This is a genomic window from Flavobacterium qiangtangense (genome assembly GCF_042658345.1).
GTDB classification, from domain to species: domain Bacteria; phylum Bacteroidota; class Bacteroidia; order Flavobacteriales; family Flavobacteriaceae; genus Flavobacterium; species Flavobacterium qiangtangense.
On record NZ_JBHSQB010000010.1, the window covers coordinates 357,236 to 378,365 of the forward strand.

The 21,130-nt window shown below is 35.2% G+C and carries 21 protein-coding genes; all 21 read right to left on the reverse strand.

The window, feature by feature from the left end; translation table 11 throughout:
* Positions 1 to 2: 2 nt before the first annotated feature.
* Positions 3 to 902: a glycosyltransferase family 2 protein gene (locus ACFPVY_RS15545; RefSeq protein WP_379793051.1), complete on the reverse strand. Its 900-nt coding sequence runs from the start codon at positions 900 to 902 to the stop codon at positions 3 to 5.
* Positions 903 to 905: 3 nt separating this feature from the next.
* Positions 906 to 1,571, reverse strand: a complete 666-nt coding sequence (locus ACFPVY_RS15550; protein WP_379793052.1) for a CatB-related O-acetyltransferase — start codon at positions 1,569 to 1,571, stop codon at positions 906 to 908.
* Between the two features lie 11 nt (positions 1,572 to 1,582).
* Positions 1,583 to 2,389: a glycosyltransferase gene (locus ACFPVY_RS15555; RefSeq protein ID WP_379793054.1), complete on the reverse strand. Its 807-nt coding sequence runs from the start codon at positions 2,387 to 2,389 to the stop codon at positions 1,583 to 1,585.
* Between the two features lie 180 nt (positions 2,390 to 2,569).
* Entirely contained in the window at positions 2,570 to 4,060 is a 1,491-nt protein-coding gene (locus ACFPVY_RS15560; RefSeq protein WP_379793055.1) for an O-antigen translocase, read from the reverse strand.
* 305 nt (positions 4,061 to 4,365) lie between these two features.
* The gene (locus ACFPVY_RS15565) at positions 4,366 to 5,469 is read right to left on the reverse strand and encodes a DegT/DnrJ/EryC1/StrS family aminotransferase (RefSeq protein ID WP_379793056.1); all 1,104 of its coding nucleotides are present in this window, start codon (positions 5,467 to 5,469) and stop codon (positions 4,366 to 4,368) included.
* Positions 5,470 to 5,484: 15 nt separating this feature from the next.
* On the reverse strand, positions 5,485 to 6,873 hold the full coding sequence (locus ACFPVY_RS15570) for a GNAT family N-acetyltransferase (protein WP_379793057.1): 1,389 nt from the start codon (positions 6,871 to 6,873) through the stop codon (positions 5,485 to 5,487).
* 30 nt (positions 6,874 to 6,903) lie between these two features.
* Positions 6,904 to 7,392 (reverse strand): acyltransferase, encoded by a 489-nt coding sequence (locus ACFPVY_RS15575; RefSeq protein ID WP_379793058.1) that lies wholly within the window; start codon positions 7,390 to 7,392, stop codon positions 6,904 to 6,906.
* A complete protein-coding gene (locus ACFPVY_RS15580; protein WP_379793059.1) occupies positions 7,385 to 7,804 on the reverse strand; it encodes a sugar 3,4-ketoisomerase in 420 nt (139 codons plus the stop codon). The genes ACFPVY_RS15575 and ACFPVY_RS15580 overlap by 8 nt, the downstream gene beginning before the upstream one ends.
* Entirely contained in the window at positions 7,794 to 8,198 is a 405-nt protein-coding gene (locus ACFPVY_RS15585) for a sugar 3,4-ketoisomerase (RefSeq protein WP_379793061.1), read from the reverse strand. The genes ACFPVY_RS15580 and ACFPVY_RS15585 overlap by 11 nt, the downstream gene beginning before the upstream one ends.
* A 2-nt stretch (positions 8,199 to 8,200) precedes the next feature.
* Positions 8,201 to 9,079 carry a glucose-1-phosphate thymidylyltransferase RfbA gene (gene rfbA / locus ACFPVY_RS15590; protein ID WP_379793062.1) on the reverse strand — a complete coding sequence of 293 codons (879 nt, stop codon included), beginning with the start codon at positions 9,077 to 9,079 and terminating at the stop codon, positions 8,201 to 8,203.
* A gap of 14 nt (positions 9,080 to 9,093) precedes the next feature.
* Positions 9,094 to 10,128, reverse strand: a complete 1,035-nt coding sequence (locus ACFPVY_RS15595; protein WP_379793063.1) for a mannose-1-phosphate guanylyltransferase — start codon at positions 10,126 to 10,128, stop codon at positions 9,094 to 9,096.
* Positions 10,104 to 10,961, reverse strand: a complete 858-nt coding sequence (gene rfbD / locus ACFPVY_RS15600) for a dTDP-4-dehydrorhamnose reductase (RefSeq protein WP_379793064.1) — start codon at positions 10,959 to 10,961, stop codon at positions 10,104 to 10,106. The genes ACFPVY_RS15595 and rfbD overlap by 25 nt, the downstream gene beginning before the upstream one ends.
* Positions 10,962 to 10,963: 2 nt before the next feature.
* Complete coding sequence (rfbC, locus tag ACFPVY_RS15605) at positions 10,964 to 11,503, reverse strand: dTDP-4-dehydrorhamnose 3,5-epimerase (protein WP_379793065.1); 540 nt, start codon at positions 11,501 to 11,503, stop codon at positions 10,964 to 10,966.
* 79 nt (positions 11,504 to 11,582) lie between these two features.
* A complete protein-coding gene (locus ACFPVY_RS15610; RefSeq protein ID WP_379793066.1) occupies positions 11,583 to 12,863 on the reverse strand; it encodes a nucleotide sugar dehydrogenase in 1,281 nt (426 codons plus the stop codon).
* Positions 12,864 to 12,917: 54 nt separating this feature from the next.
* Positions 12,918 to 13,964, reverse strand: coding sequence for a dTDP-glucose 4,6-dehydratase (gene rfbB / locus ACFPVY_RS15615; RefSeq protein WP_379793067.1), 1,047 nt, complete (start codon positions 13,962 to 13,964; stop codon positions 12,918 to 12,920).
* A 19-nt stretch (positions 13,965 to 13,983) separates the two neighbouring features.
* Entirely contained in the window at positions 13,984 to 14,409 is a 426-nt protein-coding gene (locus ACFPVY_RS15620) for an adenylyltransferase/cytidyltransferase family protein (protein ID WP_379793068.1), read from the reverse strand.
* Between the two features lie 32 nt (positions 14,410 to 14,441).
* A complete protein-coding gene (locus ACFPVY_RS15625) occupies positions 14,442 to 15,833 on the reverse strand; it encodes a UDP-glucose 6-dehydrogenase (RefSeq protein WP_379793069.1) in 1,392 nt (463 codons plus the stop codon).
* 45 nt (positions 15,834 to 15,878) lie between these two features.
* Positions 15,879 to 16,862, reverse strand: coding sequence for an SDR family oxidoreductase (locus ACFPVY_RS15630; RefSeq protein ID WP_379793070.1), 984 nt, complete (start codon positions 16,860 to 16,862; stop codon positions 15,879 to 15,881).
* 129 nt (positions 16,863 to 16,991) lie between these two features.
* Entirely contained in the window at positions 16,992 to 17,882 is an 891-nt protein-coding gene (locus tag ACFPVY_RS15635; RefSeq protein WP_379793071.1) for an ABC transporter permease, read from the reverse strand.
* Entirely contained in the window at positions 17,867 to 20,308 is a 2,442-nt protein-coding gene (locus tag ACFPVY_RS15640; RefSeq protein WP_379793072.1) for a polysaccharide biosynthesis tyrosine autokinase, read from the reverse strand. Before ACFPVY_RS15640 ends, ACFPVY_RS15635 begins: the two co-directional genes overlap by 16 nt.
* Positions 20,309 to 20,323: 15 nt before the next feature.
* Positions 20,324 to 21,112: a polysaccharide biosynthesis/export family protein gene (locus ACFPVY_RS15645; RefSeq protein ID WP_379793073.1), complete on the reverse strand. Its 789-nt coding sequence runs from the start codon at positions 21,110 to 21,112 to the stop codon at positions 20,324 to 20,326.
* Between the last annotated feature and the right edge of the window lie 18 nt (positions 21,113 to 21,130).

A 21,130-nucleotide genomic window follows, 5' to 3' on the forward strand; every position in this document is an offset into this window, starting at 1 on the left:
AATTAATAGGTCTTAATAACGTTTCTTAAATAAGTCAGGTTCTCTTTAAAAGAGTATTTGAAATTGAATAATCCTAATCCTGTAAAAAGAAAATCTACCATTACAAATTTTCTGAATTCTCTTGGTTCATTTCTTTTCAGATAAATTATTCTACTCTGATGGACAATTATGCGCTTTCTATTCGAGTATTTTCGAATTATCTTACCGCTCCCGTCTTCCAAATGTATGATTTTTGTATCGGTGATGATATATTGTTTTAAGCCCAAATTAGAAATTCTTTTTTGCAGATCTGACTCTTCATAATACATAAAAAAATCGGGAGCAAATCCATCCAGCCTTTTAAAAAGTGATGCTTTCATAAACATATCCGCACCAATAACATAGTCAATTTCAAAATAGTTCTCCTGCAATGGGTAAACTTGTTTTTTGGGCAATTTTAAAAAAAATTTAAAGAAGGGAATTCTTGATAGATTTTTGAGCCTTTCTTCTTTCGCATTCGGAAAATGTGCTCCATAACCGTTTGTATTCAGATGAGCATCGACCAAGACGGATCCTAAAACCCCTATGTTTAATCGACTTTCATTCGCTATAAAAAAATCATACAGCTTTTTTACAGAGTTTTCAATAAGAATAGTATCCGAATTAAGAAAAAATACAAATTCTCCTTTTGCAATGGCCGCGGCCAAATTATTTGCTCTCCCGAAGCCTACATTTTTATCAGATTCAATTAAGACTATGTCAGTAAATAAATCTTTGATTTCTTTCGGGGAACCATCAGAGGATGCATTATCAACTAAAATTATTTCAAAAGCGATATTTTTAGTATTTTCTATGATGGAATTTATACAGTTAACCGTCAAGTCTCTTGTATTGTAATTGACAATAATTATTGATACATCCATTGGCTATTGATTATATTGTTTCTTTAAGCGATCTAAGACAGATGCAGTTAGAGGCTGGTATAGCAAATGTAATTCTTCTTCACTTAATGTTTTGACAGGGATGTTTTTCAATCCAAATTCTATTCGTTCTTTAATAAGTTCCTCTGCAATTCTAAATTTTATAAATTGAGCTGGATTACCACCGACTATTGAAAACGGCTTCACATCTTTAGTTACCACACTTCCAGAAGCAACGATGCTTCCGTATCCGAGTGTGATTCCTGACAGAATTAATACGTTATTTCCAATCCAAACTTCGTCTTCCACTATTATAGCTCCTTTAGTCTGTGCGTCTGCGGTTGCATTTTTGGAATAAAATTGAGATTTTATGGGATACGTACTGAAAGCATCTATTTGATGATTTCCTCCTAAAATAAATAAAACATTCCCTGCAATTGACACGTGGTCGCCTATGGTTAATTTCTCACCAGGATTTTCAAATGACAAGACATCTATCGTCCCATAGGAATCTATACCTACATTTATCAGCGACGAGTCTTTAATGTTCCTTGAAATACTTGTCATGTTGTGCTGATTTTGCAAGCGCCAGTTCACCTGATTCCCAGTCTTTTTTATATCATTTAGAATTCTAAGCCTATAAGAATTAATTATTTTTAAAAATTTCAACATTCTTGATGATTTTAAAATGATTGATTGTTTTTGAAACGATGGTAATAAATACCTAAAAGGCGCTTGACCAACTTAAGTTTTCTTTTGAATCCCGGGATTTTAAAAAATAATCGTTTATACGTTTTAATCACAGTCTTTGTGAGTTCAGGGTTTACTCCAGATGTATTAGATGAATGGATTCGGTACTTAGATACAACTTTATCCCAAAACAAGATTTGATTTAGCGATGCGCTGCTCAAATAAAAGAATAAATCTTCTGCTTTGAGATCTTCAGGATATTTCCCTATTAAATTAAAAATCTTCCTGTCCATAATTACAACGGCGCCAGAAATAGAAAAATTAAATATTATCTCGTCTAAAATACCTTCAGAAGTATAATATTTTTCTTTGATTGCTTTATGAAATCCAGTCAGCATACTTGAAAACAGAAGCTCTCCGCTATCGTTTATAACTTCGGCATCAGAGACCAGAACCATCTTTCCTCTTTCTTTAAGAATAGTAACGCGATCAGAAATGGTATTATTTATAAGTACATCGTCACTTGCCAGTAAAACGATGTACTGTCCGGTAGACTGGTCTACTAATTCATTAAGAGTCTTACAAAAACCATTATTTTCCCTCGATGTGAACTTGACATTTTGATCCCTGTTATTATCTATCCAGTGTTTAATCACAGGTACAGAATCATCTTTTGAGCCATCGTCGATAATCACTATCTCCTTATTAGGATAAGTATCTGCAACAATTGAATCTAATGCTTCTTTGATAAAACGAGAGTGATTATAACACGGTATGATGATACTAACTAATGGCTTCATTTTTATTTTTTATTTACTGTAGATTTTTTATATAAGAAATCAAATTTGATTTTTTTAAAATACAGGCATCGGTACAAGGCTTCAATTTCAGCATACAAAGAAAAGCAATAGAAATTAAAATAATAAAGTGAGCAGACAATTAAATATTAAATATTTCTGGATTTCCAAGACCATCAAATATTAACTGTGTCTGTTTTTATGAATTTTTGTTTTCACAAGTTCTTTTATTCCTAGACGCCTATCCATTTCAATAAAGGAATTATATATAGAAACTGCGATAAAAAGAATTCCAATTAGATATGCCCATGGCGACACTATGTAACGCACGGTAAAAAAACACAAAAGGCCAAGGATTAACTGCACGACAAAAACCTTATAAAAGCTTTTTGTAAATTTGAATTGGTATCTTTTTCTTCCTAACATATAGATCTGAATAAGGTAAACAATATAAGTTAACATAAAGGATATGCCTAAACCGTCCAGTCCTAAATATTTATACCCTAAAATACCAAATATTAAAATATAAAAATTTGCTAAAAGCTCGCTCCAAAAAAATAATTTTGAATCCCCTTTAGCCAAAATAATAAAACCGATTGACCAGCTTGCAGCTTTGAAATACATGCCTAATGCGGCCCAGTACACCATTCCGCTGACGGCCAAAAATTCGCTAGAATACAGCAAAACCACAACCCAATTGATAAATACCAAGAAAATGCATAAGATCGGCGACAGTATCAACAGTGCTATTTCTGCCTGATGGTTGACCACTTCTGAAACTTTTTGGTTATCCTGTGCAACACCGGTCAGCCGCGGATAATAGTCAGTAGCCATGGCCGTAAAGACCAGTCCTACATAGGTTCCGATAATTGCGAATCCTGCATTATACAGCCCCACATCAGTAAGTCCTCCGGTATTGCTTATATAAATTCTTACTATATATGAAACACCCATGGTAATTAAGCCGCTTATACTCAACATAAAGCCCATTCGCAACATTGGCCTGCCTTCAGCAATACTTTGTTTCAATGAAATTGAGGAGGGCTCTGTTTTAATCTGGCGTGCAAAATACCATGTCACGGCCAGCGTAACCAGGGAGCTTAAAATTATTGCCGGAATTATGCCCTTGATTCCATAAACGTAATACAACGGAAAAGAAGTGAGCAAACCCAAAAAAGCGCCATACATATTGGCTTTTGCCAGCTGGCTCAATTTCCTCATTCCTTGCAGCAAGACGTCTTGGCCGCTAATTAACTGCGTAAATAATAATGTACTCGACAAAAAAACAAAACCAAGCGTATAGTCTTTGTTTCCAAAGGTAATTTCACTCAGATACGGTGCTAAAATAATTGTAGAAGCCATGCCTAAAAATCCTGTAATCCAAACTAATTTCCTAAAAACGCTAACCACTCTAGCAATTTTTTTTGGATTATCAGTTTCGTTTGCAACAGCGATGTCTCTAATGGCGCTAGTTCCCAAGCCAAAGTTTGTAAAACTTCCTATCAAACTGGTTGTAGCTACCAGAAGTCCAGAGATACCCATTCCTGCAGGCCCTAGTAAAGTCGCAACAATCTTAGACCGGATTATGGATATAATGATATTAAAAACCTGCACCCCACCAAAAATGGATGTGGCTTTAAAAATTTGTCGGTATGAGGACTGATTTTGGCTCAAAATAATTTAGGTGAATTTAATAATTTTAGTAATTTTTAGGAACTTTTATAGTAATCTCAGATGGATTAATTGGCAAACTTATTTTACCTTATAAAAATATAGGTTGATTTGCGAGGTTGATTTTAGGTAAATCAAGAAGTTTGATCATTAGCGTCTTTTCTTAAATAAATTATTATTTTGTTTCTAAATATTCGATTTTGACAAGTTTTTTTGACAGCAATCTTTTTCAGATACAACTAAATCAGCTTTAAAATGCGAAAAATTTATCATGATCTTAAAATCCAAATAATGCCAGAACGATTTCATTAAACATAATCATTCATAGTTTCAATAACTTTAGACACTTCTTCATCACTCATTACTGGGCTGATTGGCAAACTTAATACTTCTTCGTGAATTTGTTCTGTAATAGGAAAGCTTAAAGAATTCATCTCCTTGTAAGCTTCCTGTTTGTGTGGCGGGATAGGATAATGAATCAATGTTTGCACGCCGTTTTCCGAAAGAAAATGTTGCAATCTTTCCCTATCTTTAGTTCTGATTACAAATAAATGCCAAACATGTTCATTTCTTTCTGAAGGCAATTGTGGAAGAACGATGTCAGATGTGTTAATTTCAGTCGTATAGCGTTCTGCAATCGCTTGCCTCCTGCTATTTTCGGCATCGATATATTTTAATTTTACATCTAAAACCGCCGCCTGAATCTCATCAAGCCTAGAATTTAAGCCTTGATAAATGTTTACATATTTTTGGTTCGAGCCATAGTTTGCCAACGCCCTAATAGTTTTGGCAAGCACATCATCATTGGTCGTAATGCCGCCAGCATCACCAAGTGCACCTAAATTTTTTCCGGGATAAAAACTAAATCCTGCAGCGTCGCCTAGGGTACCAGTTCTTTTGTCGTTAAACTTTGCACCTATAGCTTGGGCATTGTCCTCGATGATTTTTAAATTGTTTTCTTTAGCTAAATCACTTAATGCATTAGAAAAAACTACTTTACCATACAGGTGAACAATTAGAATCCCTTTTGTCTTTTCGGTTATTTTTTCTTTAATCTTCGTGATATCAATATTATAGTGGTCCATTTCTGGCTCCACTAATACCGGCACAAGACCATTATCTGAGATGGCTAATATTGATGCGATATACGTATTGGCAGGTACAATGATCTCATCACCCTTACTCATCACGCCTAGTTCAATATAACCTCTAAGAATCAAACGCAAAGCGTCTAATCCATTAGCCACACCAATGGCATTTCTACTACCGATGTAAGTCGCTAAATTATCTTCGAACTGTTTCACTTCTTGTCCTAAAAGATACCACCCTGAACGAAATGTCTTTAACATTCGTTCCTCTATTTCAGCTTGATAAGCCAAATTTATTTTTTGAAGATCTAAAAATTTGATCATATTCTGCTATTCAATTTATAAGTTTATACTGTAAAAGTCGAGAGCAATTCCTCTCCCGCCCATCATTTCTTTTTGAAGAATTAAACCTTCGTTTAGTATTCTGCCTTGGTCAACCGTTGACATCCCAAAGCTATAATATTTTTTATCTTTAAAAACCTCTGTAATAAGTACATAATTTAAATAATCTAATGCCCCAATTTTTCTACCAATTATGGAATTTGCCATATACTGTGTATGAACTACATCGCCAAAGTCATAAATGACTGCCCCAGCTAATAATTTTTCATCTAATCTGGCTTCAAACAACCTAATTTTTACCGGAAATTTACTTTTTAAAAGCGTTATTTCCTCTAAGGTATGTACTGGTTTTGCATCAAATTTGTTCAACACTTCTTTGAGTAATTCCCAATATCCAGAAAAATCACTGTTTTCTTCGATGGATACCTTTAACTCTGAGCACTTTCTGACTGACTGTCGTTTGCTCTCAGAAAATCGTATTTTATTGTCAATCTGAACTACAGATGAAATATCTCTTCTATATAATTTGGCATCGTTTTTAAACAACGCGTACAGATCTTCTTCTGCAGGATATGCGTGGAAGATTGACGGTATTGCTTTATAGATTATTTCTTCAAATCCATTTAACTTGTAATAACTCTTCATTTCCTGAAAACAAGCCAAGACTTCGATCTGTCTTAAACTGTTATCCATTATCAATGAGCCAAATGTTAAACCACTGTGCGAAAAAATCTTATTGCCATTTGCCGTTGCCGGAAATACTGCGACAATTTTTTGCTTCTTTCTAAATACTAGCGAGTGATCTGGAAATTTATGATCATGGTAATCCATATAATTTCTATCAAATAAAAACAGTCCGTTTTTACTTGATAAAATAAACTCGTTCCACGCTGTTGAATGATCGGAAGAATAACGCTCAATTTCAATCAAGCTCAAGGTTTTTGTCATCAAAATCTTGTTATCAACCATATCAATTTCAGAAAATCCAAATTTTTTATATAATGCAATAGCTCGAAAATTATCTGGAATAACCCTCAGAGAAATTTTCTGCAACTTTAATTCATACTTACCATAATTGATAATCATGGACAAAACTTCGGCCCCTAATTTTAAACCGATATATTTTTTTTCTCCAATGTAACCAAAGTATTCTGCTTCTGAATTTATTAAATCAACATTTTTAAAACCAAAGACGCCAATCTCTTGGTCATTATATTTTACGCCAAATACTGCGTACTTTGAATTATTCTGTATTCTGTTAAACCATTCTAATTGATCTACCTGAGTAAAATCTGGAGTGGCGGTCAGAAATTTAATTTCGGGGTCGTTTAGCCAATTCCACGACTTGCTTAGATAAATTTCGTTAAAAGGCTCAAGGTGCAACATCAGAAACAATTGTTTAGCGCAAAAACACGATTATTTGGTATATTCGATTTTGCCCGAACTATTAAAAATTCCTTTTTGAGTTGCGGGATTTCCAAACCAGACCGTGTTTGCTGGAACATCCTTTGTTACTACACTTCCCGCTCCTATCAATGCATTTTCACCAATGGTGTTTCCTGCTACGATGGTTGAATTAGCGCCAATGGAAGCTCCTTTCTTAATCAACGTTTTTGCAAAAGCTTCTGGATATTGTTTTGACCTTGGTATCAAATCATTAGTAAACGTCACGTTTGGTCCAATGAATACATTATCTTCAAGTTCTACGCCATCCCATATCTGGACGCCCGGTTTTATTGTTACGTTATTACCAATTACTACATCATTTTCAATAAAAACATTGCAGTTAATATTACAGTCATCTCCTATTTTTGCATTCTTTAAAATGACGCAAAATTGCCAAACTTGTGTGTTTTCTCCAATGTGTTGCGTTTGAACATCTGCTAAATGATGAATTTTACTCATTTCTTTCGCTTATAAATTCGTCATAATCTCTTACATAATCTTCTTCATTATAGGAATGCGAGGCCGTGACCAGGCAAATTGCTCCTGAAGAAAAGTTTATTTCTGAAGCCCAGATACCCGGTGGAATGTGCAAACCAAAGTCTGGTCTGTTTAAAAGTATCTGTCTTTTATATTGTCCGTCGTCTAATGATACCTCAAAGCTACCGCTTGCGGCTATTAGAAATTGATGACATTCCCGGTGTGCGTGAGCGCCTCTGCTTTCGCCACCTGCAATGTCATATAAATAAAATACGCGTTTTACGTTGAACGGAAAATTTGAATCATTTTCTAAAACCGTCAAATTTCCTTCATCATAACTGATTTTTCCTAAATCAATCACGCTACAGTCAAATACAGAAATTTTATTTTTCATTTAAATTAATTTTAAATTCGTCAAAATCTCTAATATAATCGGCTTCATTAAAATGCTTATCAGATACAATCAATGCTAAAGAATTTGTTGAGAAATTCTCAAGTCTGCGCCAAAACATCTTTGGAATATACAATCCATAATACGAGCGATTTAAAGAAAATTTTTCTTCTTTTTCTCCGTCGTGTAAAACGATATCAAAACTTCCGGATAATGCGATAATAAATTCATTCTGCTCTTTAAAAGCATGACTTCCACGAGTTTCTCCGCCAGGAACATCATATATCCAATATGTTCTAGCAATCTCAAATGGCAACTGGCGCGGGCTTTCAAAAAATGAAAGATTCCCTCGTTTGTCAACAATTTTTGGAAGGTTAATAATTTTAGGTCTTTCCATTGTTATTTCTTTTTTGCTAATCGAAGCAAATACTGTCCGTATTCATTCTTACTTAATGGCGTAGCCAGCTCGATTAATTTTTCTTTTGAAATATATCCCATTTCAAAAGCAATTTCTTCTAGACAAGCCACTTTCAATCCCTGTCTTTTTTCAATAGTCTGGATGTAATTAGAAGCTTCAAGCAACGATTCGTGAGTGCCGGTATCTAACCATGCATAGCCACGACCCATTAATTCCACTTTTAAATTTTTATCCGCCAAATATTCTTGGTTTACTGTGGTTATTTCAAGTTCACCTCTATGGCTTGGCTTAATTTTTTTAGAAACTTCAACTACTGAATTTGGATAGAAATATAATCCAACCACTGCGTAATTGCTCTTTGGTTCTTTTGGTTTTTCTTCAATTGAAATTACGTTCCCTGATTTATCAAATTCAGCCACACCATAACGTTCTGGATCTTGTACATAATACCCAAAAACGGTTGCTTTCCCTTCGTCTTCAACGTTTTTTGTTGCTGTTTTCAACAACTCCGTTAATCCATGTCCGTAAAAAATATTGTCTCCTAGAATTAAACAGGCACTGTCAGAACCGATAAAATCTTCTCCAATGATAAAAGCTTGTGCCAAACCATCGGGACTAGGCTGTTCGGCATACTCTAATCTGATTCCTAAATCACTTCCGTCTCCGAGAAGATTTTTAAAATTTGGCAAATCATGAGGTGTTGAAATAATCAAAATTTCATTAATTCCTGCTAACATTAATACCGATAACGGATAATAAATCATCGGCTTATCATAGATAGCCATCATTTGCTTTGAAACAGATTTCGTCAATGGATATAATCTTGTTCCTGAACCTCCTGCTAATATAATTCCTTTCATATTCTTTTTAGGATCTAATTAAGTAATTCTGAATTTAACTCTTCTAATTGATTATATAAAGTTTTCACATCTTGTGATTGATCTTTATGTAAAATCAAATTAGCGTTTTTTGTATGCACAAAAATTGTATTTTCTAAACCAAGAAAAGCAGTATAATTTGAAGTTCCAATTACCATATTTCCATAGTTATCTACAGCATGTCCGATTGATTTTAAATAGTCATAAACTGATTCAAAAGAACCTAAGTCTGACCACTTAAAGGTAGCAGGGACGACCTTGATTTTTTTACTACGCTCCATTACTGCATAATCAATGCTAATTGAGGGAATTTCTAAAGAAAGTTGCTTGTCAAGAATACCGTTTTTTGAATTTTCAATAGCAAGCTTAGATTTTTCATAAACTTCCAAACTATGTAATTTTAACTCTTCCAGTAAAACTCCTGCTTTAAAACAAAACATGCCACTATTCCACAAAAAATTTCCTTTTGCTATAAATTCTTTGGCTGTAACTGAATTAGGTTTTTCACGAAAAGAAACAACATCGTCCCCGCTAAATTCAATATAACCGTACCCTGTCTCTGGTTTTGTGGGAACAACACCAAAAGTAACTATGTAATTTTCTTTGGCTAACTCAATTGCTTTTTGCATCGATTTTGCGTAAAATTTTTCGCCTTCAATAATATGATCTGAAGGAGTTACAACCAATATATCTTCTGGATTTGATAAAAAAGCTGCAAAAGCAATTGCAGCTGCGGTATTTCGTGGCGTAGTTTCTATGATATTCGTATACTGAATGCCTAATTTTGAAAGTAAAACATTGCTTTGATTGTCATTTTCTAAATTCCCGACAACAATTACATTTTCTGTAAAACCACTATTTCTTTCAGCAGTCATCTCAAATAAAGATTTTTTGTCAAATATCTCCAAATATTGTTTTGGCATACTTTTTCTGGACAACGGCCATAGTCTACTGCCTACACCTCCTGATAATATTACGTGTTTAATTTTATTCATGGCTTCTGGGCTTAAACTTTCATTTTTTGAAGACATTCTTCCAGACTATTTCTGTAATGGGGCACTTTAATCCCAAATGTTTCTTTTATTTTAGATTTATTCAGTAACGAATAAGCAGGTCGTTTTGCTGGCGTTGGAAATTCAGATGAAGGAATCCCTTGAACATTACACTGTAATCCTGCAATTTCTTTAATTGCAATTGCAAAATCAAACCAACTAATCTCCCCTTCATTCGAAAAATTATAAATCCCTCCTCGCCATTTTCTTTGACGGATGATTTCTAAAATGGCCTTTGCCAAATCTCTTGCATAAGTGGGACTTCCTATTTGGTCATTTACTACATTTAACGTATCTCTTTCTTTCATCAACCTTAACATAGTCTTGACAAAATTATTTCCAAATTCAGAATATACCCAAGAAGTGCGAATAATTATACTTTCCGGATTTTCTGAAAAACAAGTATTTTCTCCTTTTAATTTAGTCTTACCGTATTCATTTTGAGGATTAGTCTTATCCTTTTCCGTTAACGGTGCTGGTGAACTCCCATCAAATACATAATCAGTCGAAATATGGATAAGGTTTGCGTTATTCTCATAACACCATTTAGCAATAACGCCTACGGATATATGATTTATTAAATCAGCTAATTCAGGCTCGCTTTCGGCCTTATCAACAGCCGTATATGCAGCACAATTAATAATAAATTCGGGTTGCAAAGTATTTAAAAAATCTGGGATTGCTTCAGTAGTAGCCAATGATAGCTGTGACCTGTCTGTGAAGACAAATTCAAAATCTGAAAAATCAGAAGCAAGACTACAAATTTCACTTCCCAATTGACCGTTAGAACCAGTAACAAGTATTTTTTTCATAATTAATTCAAGTCATTTAAGTCACCCAGAATTACGTCTTTTTCTGATACAATCATTTTTTCAGCATCAACTTTCCAATCTATCCCTAATGTAGGATCATCAAATCGTATCCCTCTTTCACTCTCTTTATTATAAACTTCATCGACTTTATAAGAAACCATTGCTGTTTCGCTTAAAACTGAAAAACCATGGGCAAATCCCTTTGGTACAAGCAATTGTTTTTTGTTTTCAGATGAAAGAATAATACTAAAATGTTTGCCGTATGTTTTAGAATCTTTTCGAATATCAACGGCTACATCTAATATTTCGCCTTGCAAAACACGAATTAATTTGGTTTGAGCATAAGGTGCCGCTTGAAGGTGCAATCCTCTTATCACACCGTGTTTTGAAAAAGACTGGTTGTCTTGAATAAAATGGACATTGATTCCGTTCTTTGCAAATGAGGCTTCGCTATATGACTCAAAAAAATAACCACGGTCATCTTCAAAAGAATTTGGTGTAATAATCAGTAAATCTTCAATGGGTGTATGCTCTACTTTCATTTTATTATCTGTAATTTCTTTATTTCTAACTTTTATTAACTCAAATATGTATCCAGACTGGGAACTCTATATTCCAAACTTATAACTTTCCATCAACATTTATCTCTAAAACTCCCTTTACATCATAAAGAATACTGTGCTCATTTCGTAACGCACTATAATCCAGTTCTAAAAAAGGATCATGAGCAACTCCTAAAACCACAGCATCAAATTTTTGCAAAGGTAAGCTTTTAGTCGTTGTTAATTGATACTCCTTCATAACTTCCTCAGGATTTGCCCAAGGATCATGAATGGTTATTTCAATTCCATACTCTTTTAAGGCAGCAATAACGTCAACAATCTTTGTATTTCTAACATCAGGACAATTCTCTTTAAAAGTGATACCCAGCATTAGCAACTGTGATCCATTGACCAAAATATCATTCTTAATCATCAGTTTCACAACCTGCGATGCAACATATTCACCCATGCTGTCATTCAATTTTCTTCCTGCCAAAATGATTTCTGGATGATATCCCATTTGTTGCGCCTTTTGAGCCAAATAATAAGGATCAACGCCAATGCAATGACCTCCTACCAAACCTGGTCGAAACGGAAGAAAATTCCATTTGGTTCCCGCCGCTTCTAGAACAGCCTGCGTATCAATTTCCAATAAATTAAAAATCTTCGACAGTTCATTCACAAAAGCAATATTAATATCGCGTTGCGAATTCTCTATGACTTTGGCCGCTTCCGCCACTTTAATACTTGGCGCCAAATGAGTTCCCGCACTAATAACTGATTTATACAAATCATCTACTTTTTTCCCAATCTCTGGTGTAGAACCGGCTGTGACTTTTAATATTTTTTCAACCGTATGTTCTTTATCTCCCGGATTAATTCTTTCTGGAGAATATCCCGCAAAAAAATCTTCGTTAAAAATTAATCCCGATATTTTTTCCAAAACAGGGATACATTCTTCTTCAGTAGCTCCCGGATAAACTGTCGATTCATAAATGACAATATCTCCTTTTTTTAGCACCTTTCCCACCGTTTTACTGGCTTTGTAAAGCGGTGTCAAATCGGGTGTATTTTGCTTGTCAACCGGAGTTGGAACAGTAACGATATAATAATTACAATCTGAAATAGTTGCCAAATCATCGGTACAAAACAATCCTTTTTCCATCTTTGGACTATCTGACAACACCGATTTTAGTGTCGCTTCATCCAGTTCAAGCGTTGAATCAATACCTTTTTTTAAGTTGTTAATTCGGTCTGGATTGACGTCAAAACCAATTACTGGATAGGCTGTTGCAAAAAGCCTTGCCAGTGGCAAACCAACATACCCCAGACCAATTACTGCTATTTTTATGGAATCCATATTTGCTGTTTTTGTATTTTTGGGGGACGTTAAATATATGTTAGCTGTTGATTATTAGTTATATTGTGTGTCGTAATACTTGGCATATTGCCCAGAAGTTACATTTTTCAACCATTCTTCGTTAGACAAATACCAGTCGATGGTTCTTTCAAGCCCTTGCTCAAAAGTAACCGATGGTTTCCAACCAAGTTCCTTATTAATTTTTGAAGCATCGATAGCATAACGCAAATCGTGGCCTGGACGATCTTTCACATAAGTTATCAATTTTTCTGAAGTTCCTGCTTCTCTTCCTAATTTGCTATCCATGATTTCGCAAAGCAATTTGACCAAGTCAATGTTTTTCCACTCATTGAATCCTCCAATATTATACGTTTCGTGATTGTTTCCTTCATGGAAAACCAAATCAATAGCAACGGCATGATCTTCAACAAAAAGCCAGTCGCGTGTATAATTTCCGTCGCCATAAACTGGCAAGGCTTTATTGGTAATAATATTGTTTATAAAAAGTGGAATCAATTTTTCAGGGAAGTGATTCGGACCGTAATTATTGGAACAATTGGTCAAAACATAAGGCATTCCGTAAGTTTCACCATACGCGCGAACAAAATGATCTGAACTTGCTTTTGATGCAGAATAAGGCGAATTTGGATCATAAGGAGTGGTTTCAGTAAACAATCCTGTTGCACCAAGGCTTCCGTAAACCTCATCAGTACTGATATGATAGAAACGTTTTCCTTCAAAATTACCCTTCCAAGTTTCCTTAAAAGCGTTTAAAAGATTCATTGTTCCAAAAACATTGGTTTTCACAAAAGACAAAGGATCAGTAATAGAGCGGTCCACATGAGATTCTGCAGCTAAATGTAATACACCGTCAAATTTATGTTTTGCAAATAATTCGTCTATAAAATTCGCATCAACGATATCTCCCTTGATAAAAGTATAATTGGGTTCTTTTTCGATATCAGAAATATTTTCAAGATTTCCGGCATATGTAAGCGCATCTAAATTATAGATTTCATACTGCGGATAATTTTTTACAAATCGTCTAACAACGTGCGAACCAATAAAACCCGCACCTCCTGTAATTAATATTTTTTTCATTATCTTTTTTATTATCTAATTAAATAATTTTTCTAAGTTCTTTATCAGCAACTTCCTTTCGCAAGCTAGAACTCGAAAATCGATGATCCCGTCTATTGAAATGGAATTCAATTCCTTTTTCCTCACAGTATTGACGACCTGTGAACGATTTTTGAGCGTATTCGTCACCAATGATTCTAATATCAATATGAAACGATCGCAAAATATCCTCTAAATCCTGTTCAGTAGCATATGGCACAATTTCATCCACGAAACGACAACCCTTCAACTGAATATAACGCTCCACAACAGACTGCGTTGGCCTATTTTTCTCTGGTCGGTCTATCGTAGGGTCAGTTTGCAGTCCCACTATTAGGTAATCACAATGTCTTTTCGCTTCTTCAAGCATTTTTATATGTCCTGCGTGAAGTAAATCAAACGCGCTAAATGTAATTCCCACTTTCATCCTTATATTTTTTTAATCTTAATTAAAAAAAATTATGCACCTATTCCTTTATAAATAAAACCAATCTCAGTCAGTTTTTTTCCGTCTAAGACATTTCTTCCGTCAAAGACAAAAGCAGGTTTTTGCATTTCGTTATATATTTTTTCCCAATCGTAGGTTTTAAATTCATCCCACTCCGTAAGTACCGCAATAGCATGCGAATCTTTACAAGCTTCATACGGATTATCTAACACGGAAATACTATTTCGATTTTCGTCTGGATTTCTGGAATTTAAATAATTCAAATCCGATAAAATTTGTGTTTCAGAAACTTTAGGATCAAAAACACAAATCGAAGCTTGCTCATTGATCAAGTCATTGGCCACATAAATCGCTGCCGATTCTCTGGTATCGTTCGTATCTTTTTTGAATGCCCAACCTAAAAAAGCAATCTTCTTTCCAGAAACTGTGTTATACAATGTCGAAACAATTTTATTTGCAAAACGCCTTTTTTGGTGATCGTTCATAATTATGACTTGCTCCCAATAATCAGCCACCTCATGCAGTCCATACGCTTTAGCAATATAAACCAAATTCAGGATGTCTTTTTGGAAACAAGAGCCTCCAAAACCAACGGATGCCTTCAAAAATTTCGAACCAATACGGCTGTCCATTCCAATGGCCTTTGCGACTTCACTTACGTCAGCTCCCGTTTTTTCGCACAATTCAGAAAGTGCGTTGATAGAAGAAACACGTTGCGCTAAAAAAGCATTTGCCGTCAATTTTGACAATTCCGAAGACCACAAATTGGTCGTCAATATCTTATCTTTTGGAACCCAGTTCGCATAAACTTCAACCAAGGCTTCAATCGCTTTTTGACCTTCATCAGTTGTATCGCCACCAATTAAAATACGATCCGGATTTAGTAAATCTTCAACCGCAGTTCCTTCAGCCAAAAACTCTGGGTTAGAAAGAATCTGAAAACGAACGCCGTTTCCTGTATTATCTAAAATGCTCTTGATCGCTTCAGCCGTTCGAACAGGAAGGGTCGATTTTTCAACAACAATTTTATCCGATTTTGAAACCCTCGCAATCTGTCTTGCACAAAGCTCAATATATTTTAAATCTGCAGCCATTCCTTTTCCAGCACCATAAGTTTTGGTCGGTGTGTTTACAGAAATAAAAATCATGTCGGCTTCATCAATCGCCTTTTCTACATCGGTAGAAAAAAACAGATTTCTGCCTCTAGCTTCTGAAACAACTTCAGAAAGGCCAGGTTCGTAAATCGGTATATTTTTAACATCAGCGTCGTTCCAAGAAGCAATTCTTGCCTCATTTAAATCGACAACCGTAACTTGTATTTCTGGACATTTTTGTGCAATGACTGACATCGTTGGTCCTCCAACGTAGCCCGCGCCAATACAGCATATTTTTTTGATTTTCATCTTAATCTTTTTAATCTTCGGTCAGAACGAATTTAGAGCGCTAATTTATCTTAAATTTTTCCAATACCAATCAATCGCCTCTTTTAATCCATCCTTCAAAGAAAATTTCGGCTCGTATTGCAATAAATTCTTTGCTTTTTCAATACTTGCAAGCGAATGCGGAATATCTCCCGCGCGCTCTTTTCCATAAACAACAGGAACATCTTTTATTGTTTCGTCGTATGCTGAAAGATATTCTTTTAAATAATCTACTAAATTATTCAATGTATTGCGATCGCCACACGCAGTGTTGTAAATAGTATTAACGGCCTCTGAATTATTTGTTTTCATGGCCAATTCGTTCATCTGAATCACATTATCAATGTAAGTAAAGTCTCTAGAATAATTTCCGTCGCCATTGATAATTGGGCTTTCGTGATTTATCAGTTGTTTTACAAATTTTGGGATAACTGCGGCATACGCTCCATTTGGGTCTTGTTTTCTTCCAAATACATTAAAATAACGGAGACCAATAGTTTCCAAACCATACGTAGAGCTAAAAATAGAAGCGTACAATTCGTTAACATATTTGGTAATGGCGTAAGGAGAAAGCGGTTTTCCGATGACATCTTCCTGCTTCGGAAGCGATTCAGAATCCCCGTAAGTCGAAGAACTTGCTGCATAAACAAAACGTTTAACAGAAGCATCTCTTGAAGCAACGAGCATATTTAAAAACCCAGAAACATTGACATCATTGCTGGTAATTGGGTCATTAATTGATCTAGGCACAGAACCCAACGCCGCTTGGTGCAAAACAAAATCTATTCCAGAAACAGCATTGTGACAATCATCCAGATTTCGGATATCGCCTTCAATTAAAGTAAAATTTGGGTGTTCTAAAAAAGGAGCAACATTATGCCGATGCCCAGTAGAAAAATTATCCAAGCAGCTGACATGATATCCTTTGGAAAGAAAATATTCGCAAAGATTTGACCCAATAAAGCCAGCTCCTCCCGTAATTAATATTTTTTCCCACTTTGGCTTTGTCATATACAAACTATTTGGTGCAAATTTTTGGCAAAAATAACAATTTTAACAATATCATCCTTATAATATATTTCCATTTTTATACACAATTCACACCTCGCCAGTTTTTAAGAAAAAAATTATTGCAAGAATTTAAACAGTATCAATAAAATTCTTTTCAGTTTTATTGAAGACGACCAAGCCTAACAGAAATATTAAAATAGAAAATACGAAAGAATAGACAAGGCCAAAGGTTGTAAATTCTCCGCTTCCCAAAAATGCGTACTTGAAGAATTCAAAAATACTGGTAAGCGGATTCAGGTAAGCCAAATTTTCATAACCATAAGGTTTCAGCTTTTTAACCACCAATGAAGTGGGATAAACCACAGGCGTTAGATACATATAAAGTTGCACGCCAAACCCTACCAAAAATGAAAGATCGCGGTATTTGGTAGTCATTGAAGAAATTATCATTCCGAATCCTAACGAAATCAAAGCCATCATAAACAACAAAACTGGTGTAAAAATAACTTCCCAATTAGGAAATGGAGCTTTTCCTAAATATATGAAATAGCCAATCATACAAAGAAAAAACAGAAATTGAATCCCAAATTTAAGCAAATTCGAAAGCGTCACAGACATCGGTACGATTACTCTTGGAAAATAAACCTTGCCAAAAATATTTTGGTTAGTTTTAAAAGTATCCGACGTAGATTTAAAACAGTCAGAAAAATAAAACCAAAGCGTATTTCCTGCCAGAGCAAAAAGAAAATAGTTGATTCCGTCAGATTCAATTTGAGCAATCTGGTTAAAAATAACAAATTGCACCACAGAGGTAATCAACGGCTGGATCAAAAACCACAAGGGTCCAAGAATAGTCTGCTTATAATAGGTAACAATATCACGTTTTACAAAAAGAAGAAGCAAATCGCGGTAGCGCCAAATCTCATCAAAATTAAAAGACAACGCCTTTCCTTTTGGCGAAATTTCATAGAGCCAAGGCTGTTCCTCAAGACCGCCGTTGTCACTTATTTTTTCAGCCATCTCTTCGAAATTCTTTTAATTGCGTGTTCTTTTTTGTCGTCTTCGTGATAGCCGTTACTGTAATCGCCATAACCATATCCGTAGCCATAACCATAGCGAGTATTGCTTTCAAAACCGTTAAAAACAATACTGATATTGGACAGTTCGCCTCTTTTATGTTTGTCGTTTACCAAGTGTAACATTCCTTTTTTAGTAACATTTTGACGAACAACGTACAAAATAACGTCGCAAAATGGCGCCAATTCCAGCGCATCCGAAACTAGCCCAACGGGTGGCGTATCTAAAACTATATAGTCATAACGCTTCTTCAAATCATTCAACAATTCTTCCATCGAATCGCTCAAGAGTAACTCCGCAGGATTTGGAGGAATTGGCCCTGAAGTAATTACATCCAAATAAGGAATTTCTGTTTTCTGAATAATTTCGTCAGTCGTTTTTTGCCCGATAAGATAATTAACAACTCCTGAATTATTGTCTAAATTGAAATCGCTAAAAATCTTTGGCTTTCTCAAATCGAGTCCTACGATAATTGTCTTTTTTTCGCTCAAGGCAAATACTGTAGCAATATTTATCGTGCAAAATGTTTTGCCTTCGCCACTGATCGACGAAGTCAGCATCAGCGTTTTTGACCCTGCCAAATTTTGTTTTTTGTACATAAATTGCAAAGAAGATCGAATCGAACGAAATGCTTCTGCCAAGGCCGATTTAGGCTTTCGAAATACCGCCAGATTACTTTCAACATGTTTTTTACCAATGACGCCAAGAATTGGAATTTGGGTCAGTTTAGAAATTTCTTCCACCGTATGAATTCCGTTGTCTAAAAATGTAATGACAAAAACTATTGATAGCGGAATCAGCAATCCCAGAAAAAGCGCCATCACATAATTCACACTTGTTTTTGGCCCGATTAAACCGCCACCGGTATCTTTAGCCGGATCGATAAAGTGAATATCCGAAAGATTTGCTGCTTTCACAATATTGGCCTCGTTCCTTTTTTCTAGGAAAGTATTAAAAATAGTTTCGGTCAGATCGTGCGCCCGAGTAATTTTCAACAAATCTTGCTGTTCTTCTGGAAGTTTTTTAATCGTACTTTCAGTTTGTGAAATCCGACTGTTGACCAATGCCAAATCGTTTTGTATAACCGCCTTCGCAGAAGTAATATTTTCAAGAAGCACCTTTTTTATCGCTTCCATTTCATTGTCAAAATCTTTAAAAAAGCGTTCGTTTTTAACAGCGTATGCTTTTTCTGATCGCTGAATTGAAAGACTGATTAGTTTTGAAACATTGCCAACAATATTGGGATCTTCAATTCCTGCCACGGCTGGCGCCGGAAGTTTGCTATAATCTGTGCTGTTTGTCAAATACGAACGCAAAGTGTTATAGTAAGAAATTTTTCGGTTGATTTCGTCACGTTCAATATCGAGCGTTGCTAACTTTTCTGAAATTTTTTCACCGCCTTCTTCCAGTTGAAGTACGTTTTTTCCTTTTCTAAACTCTTTCAATTGACCTTCCGTTCCTTTTAAAACCTGCTCCATTGAAAGCAACGTGCTGTCAATAAAAGCAATGGTATTGATGGCGAATTGGTTTTTACTGTCAAGTTGATTTTTGCGCAACACATCAACCGTCGCATTAAGATAATCAACCATCACGGCTTTATTTGTGCCTTGCATGCTCAGCCTGATAATTGATCCGGCCTTAGCATCCGCTTCGACATTAATACCTTGAAATTGACCAACGGTTCCATCAAAATTATCAAAACGCACAAAATATTCTTTACCGATGTAATCGTTTGCATCTGGCTTGAGTTGCAAATTCCAATCTAAATAAGGTAGCGTTAACTGTTGTCCTGTCTTTCCTTTTTTGATATTCTCTTCTACGGCAACTTTAATTTGGGTAGTCGTTGAAGCATAATAATTATTCAACGTGGCCGTTTCTGAAGTAAAAGGCACAGAAATTTCATAATCGGTGGCGCTCAAAAACTTAACTTTTATCGGAACTCCCAAAAGTTGTCCTTTTGATTTATCGATTACAACTTTAAACGGAGCTTCGCCATAAGCATCTAAAAGCTCGTATTCACCTTGCTTTAAATATTTGATGTAATATTCTAATTTGGCTACAACAATTTCATTGTGCGACCTCGATTTTAAAGTAGTCATTACCGTTTGCACTTTATCGGAAGTTCCGCCCCAATTGAAGACCAAACTGGTATTAGAAGTAAAAAACGGATTGCTTTCTTCACGAATGGCAATCATATTTTCCATGCCATAAATTTTCTGCTTTCTAATATTGACTTGGTAGGCAATCGTAAAACAAATAGCAAGGCTAACCAAAAACCATTTCCAATAGCTTGCAATTTTTAATAGGAAGCCTTTAAAATCAAAATTATTTTGGTTTTCAAAAAAAGAAAAGTCTTTTGTATCAAGCATAAAATTAAGATCAGTTTATCTGTTTAACAGAACAATGGTAGTGGTTACTAACGAAATAAGCGTGATAATAGTGCTCAATGAAGAAATTCCTGTGGTTCCTGTTCCCCAAGATTTTTGCTTCAACGGCTTGATATAAATGTAGTCGTTTGGTTGCAAATAATAATAAGGAGAATTCATGGCATTAATATCAGTCAAATCGAGCGAGTGCATTTCAGTTCCATGCGGAAATTGTCTGATAATCGTAACATTTTTTCGATCTCCGGTGATCGTAATATCTCCAGAATTGGCAATTGCTTCCATCACATTTACCTTTTCTTGGAATAAAACTCTACTTCCCGGCGAACCAATTTCACCATTCACGGTGTAACGGAGACCTCCAAGTTTTACATTTACAAAAATGTTGGCTTCCTTATTAAAGTATTCGTCTAAGAGTTTTTTTTCAATTTTAACCCGAATTTCTTCTAATGTAAATCCAAGCACATTCATCTCGCCCAAAACCGGTATTCTGATATTGCCATGATCATCCACGTTATAACCGCTGAAGTACAAGGATTGCTCACTTTCTCCCGCCGTACCAGCTTCACCGGCATTAAACATTTCTACCAATGCAGGATCCAATGCTTTTAATTTGATACTTAAAACGTCATTGGTTTGAATGCGATAAGGCTTTGCCATCACTGGGTTTATCGACGGAACGGCTTCTGAATTATCTTTCTTTTGCAGGTAAATGAGGTCTTTGGTTGGCACGCATGACGTAAAAAAGATGCCTGACACAAGCAATAGGATCAAAAAGGCCTTATTCATTAATTGGGATTTTAGTAA

Bases quoted from the DNA above. Each gene is read 5' to 3' on its own strand.
- ACFPVY_RS15545 (WP_379793051.1), bottom strand. From the start codon at position 902: ATGGATGTATCAATAATTATTGTCAATTACAATACAAGAGACTTGACG.
- ACFPVY_RS15550 (WP_379793052.1), bottom strand. From the start codon at position 1,571: ATGTTGAAATTTTTAAAAATAATTAATTCTTATAGGCTTAGAATTCTA.
- ACFPVY_RS15555 (WP_379793054.1), bottom strand. From the start codon at position 2,389: ATGAAGCCATTAGTTAGTATCATCATACCGTGTTATAATCACTCTCGT.
- ACFPVY_RS15565 (WP_379793056.1), bottom strand. From the start codon at position 5,469: ATGATCAAATTTTTAGATCTTCAAAAAATAAATTTGGCTTATCAAGCT.
- ACFPVY_RS15570 (WP_379793057.1), bottom strand. From the start codon at position 6,873: ATGTTGCACCTTGAGCCTTTTAACGAAATTTATCTAAGCAAGTCGTGG.
- ACFPVY_RS15575 (WP_379793058.1), bottom strand. From the start codon at position 7,392: ATGAGTAAAATTCATCATTTAGCAGATGTTCAAACGCAACACATTGGA.
- ACFPVY_RS15580 (WP_379793059.1), bottom strand. From the start codon at position 7,804: ATGAAAAATAAAATTTCTGTATTTGACTGTAGCGTGATTGATTTAGGA.
- ACFPVY_RS15585 (WP_379793061.1), bottom strand. From the start codon at position 8,198: ATGGAAAGACCTAAAATTATTAACCTTCCAAAAATTGTTGACAAACGA.
- rfbA (WP_379793062.1), bottom strand. From the start codon at position 9,079: ATGAAAGGAATTATATTAGCAGGAGGTTCAGGAACAAGATTATATCCA.
- ACFPVY_RS15595 (WP_379793063.1), bottom strand. From the start codon at position 10,128: ATGTCTTCAAAAAATGAAAGTTTAAGCCCAGAAGCCATGAATAAAATT.
- rfbD (WP_379793064.1), bottom strand. From the start codon at position 10,961: ATGAAAAAAATACTTGTTACTGGTTCTAACGGTCAATTGGGAAGTGAA.
- rfbC (WP_379793065.1), bottom strand. From the start codon at position 11,503: ATGAAAGTAGAGCATACACCCATTGAAGATTTACTGATTATTACACCA.
- ACFPVY_RS15610 (WP_379793066.1), bottom strand. From the start codon at position 12,863: ATGGATTCCATAAAAATAGCAGTAATTGGTCTGGGGTATGTTGGTTTG.
- rfbB (WP_379793067.1), bottom strand. From the start codon at position 13,964: ATGAAAAAAATATTAATTACAGGAGGTGCGGGTTTTATTGGTTCGCAC.
- ACFPVY_RS15620 (WP_379793068.1), bottom strand. From the start codon at position 14,409: ATGAAAGTGGGAATTACATTTAGCGCGTTTGATTTACTTCACGCAGGA.
- ACFPVY_RS15625 (WP_379793069.1), bottom strand. From the start codon at position 15,833: ATGAAAATCAAAAAAATATGCTGTATTGGCGCGGGCTACGTTGGAGGA.
- ACFPVY_RS15630 (WP_379793070.1), bottom strand. From the start codon at position 16,862: ATGACAAAGCCAAAGTGGGAAAAAATATTAATTACGGGAGGAGCTGGC.
- ACFPVY_RS15635 (WP_379793071.1), bottom strand. From the start codon at position 17,882: ATGGCTGAAAAAATAAGTGACAACGGCGGTCTTGAGGAACAGCCTTGG.
- ACFPVY_RS15640 (WP_379793072.1), bottom strand. From the start codon at position 20,308: ATGCTTGATACAAAAGACTTTTCTTTTTTTGAAAACCAAAATAATTTT.
- ACFPVY_RS15645 (WP_379793073.1), bottom strand. From the start codon at position 21,112: ATGAATAAGGCCTTTTTGATCCTATTGCTTGTGTCAGGCATCTTTTTT.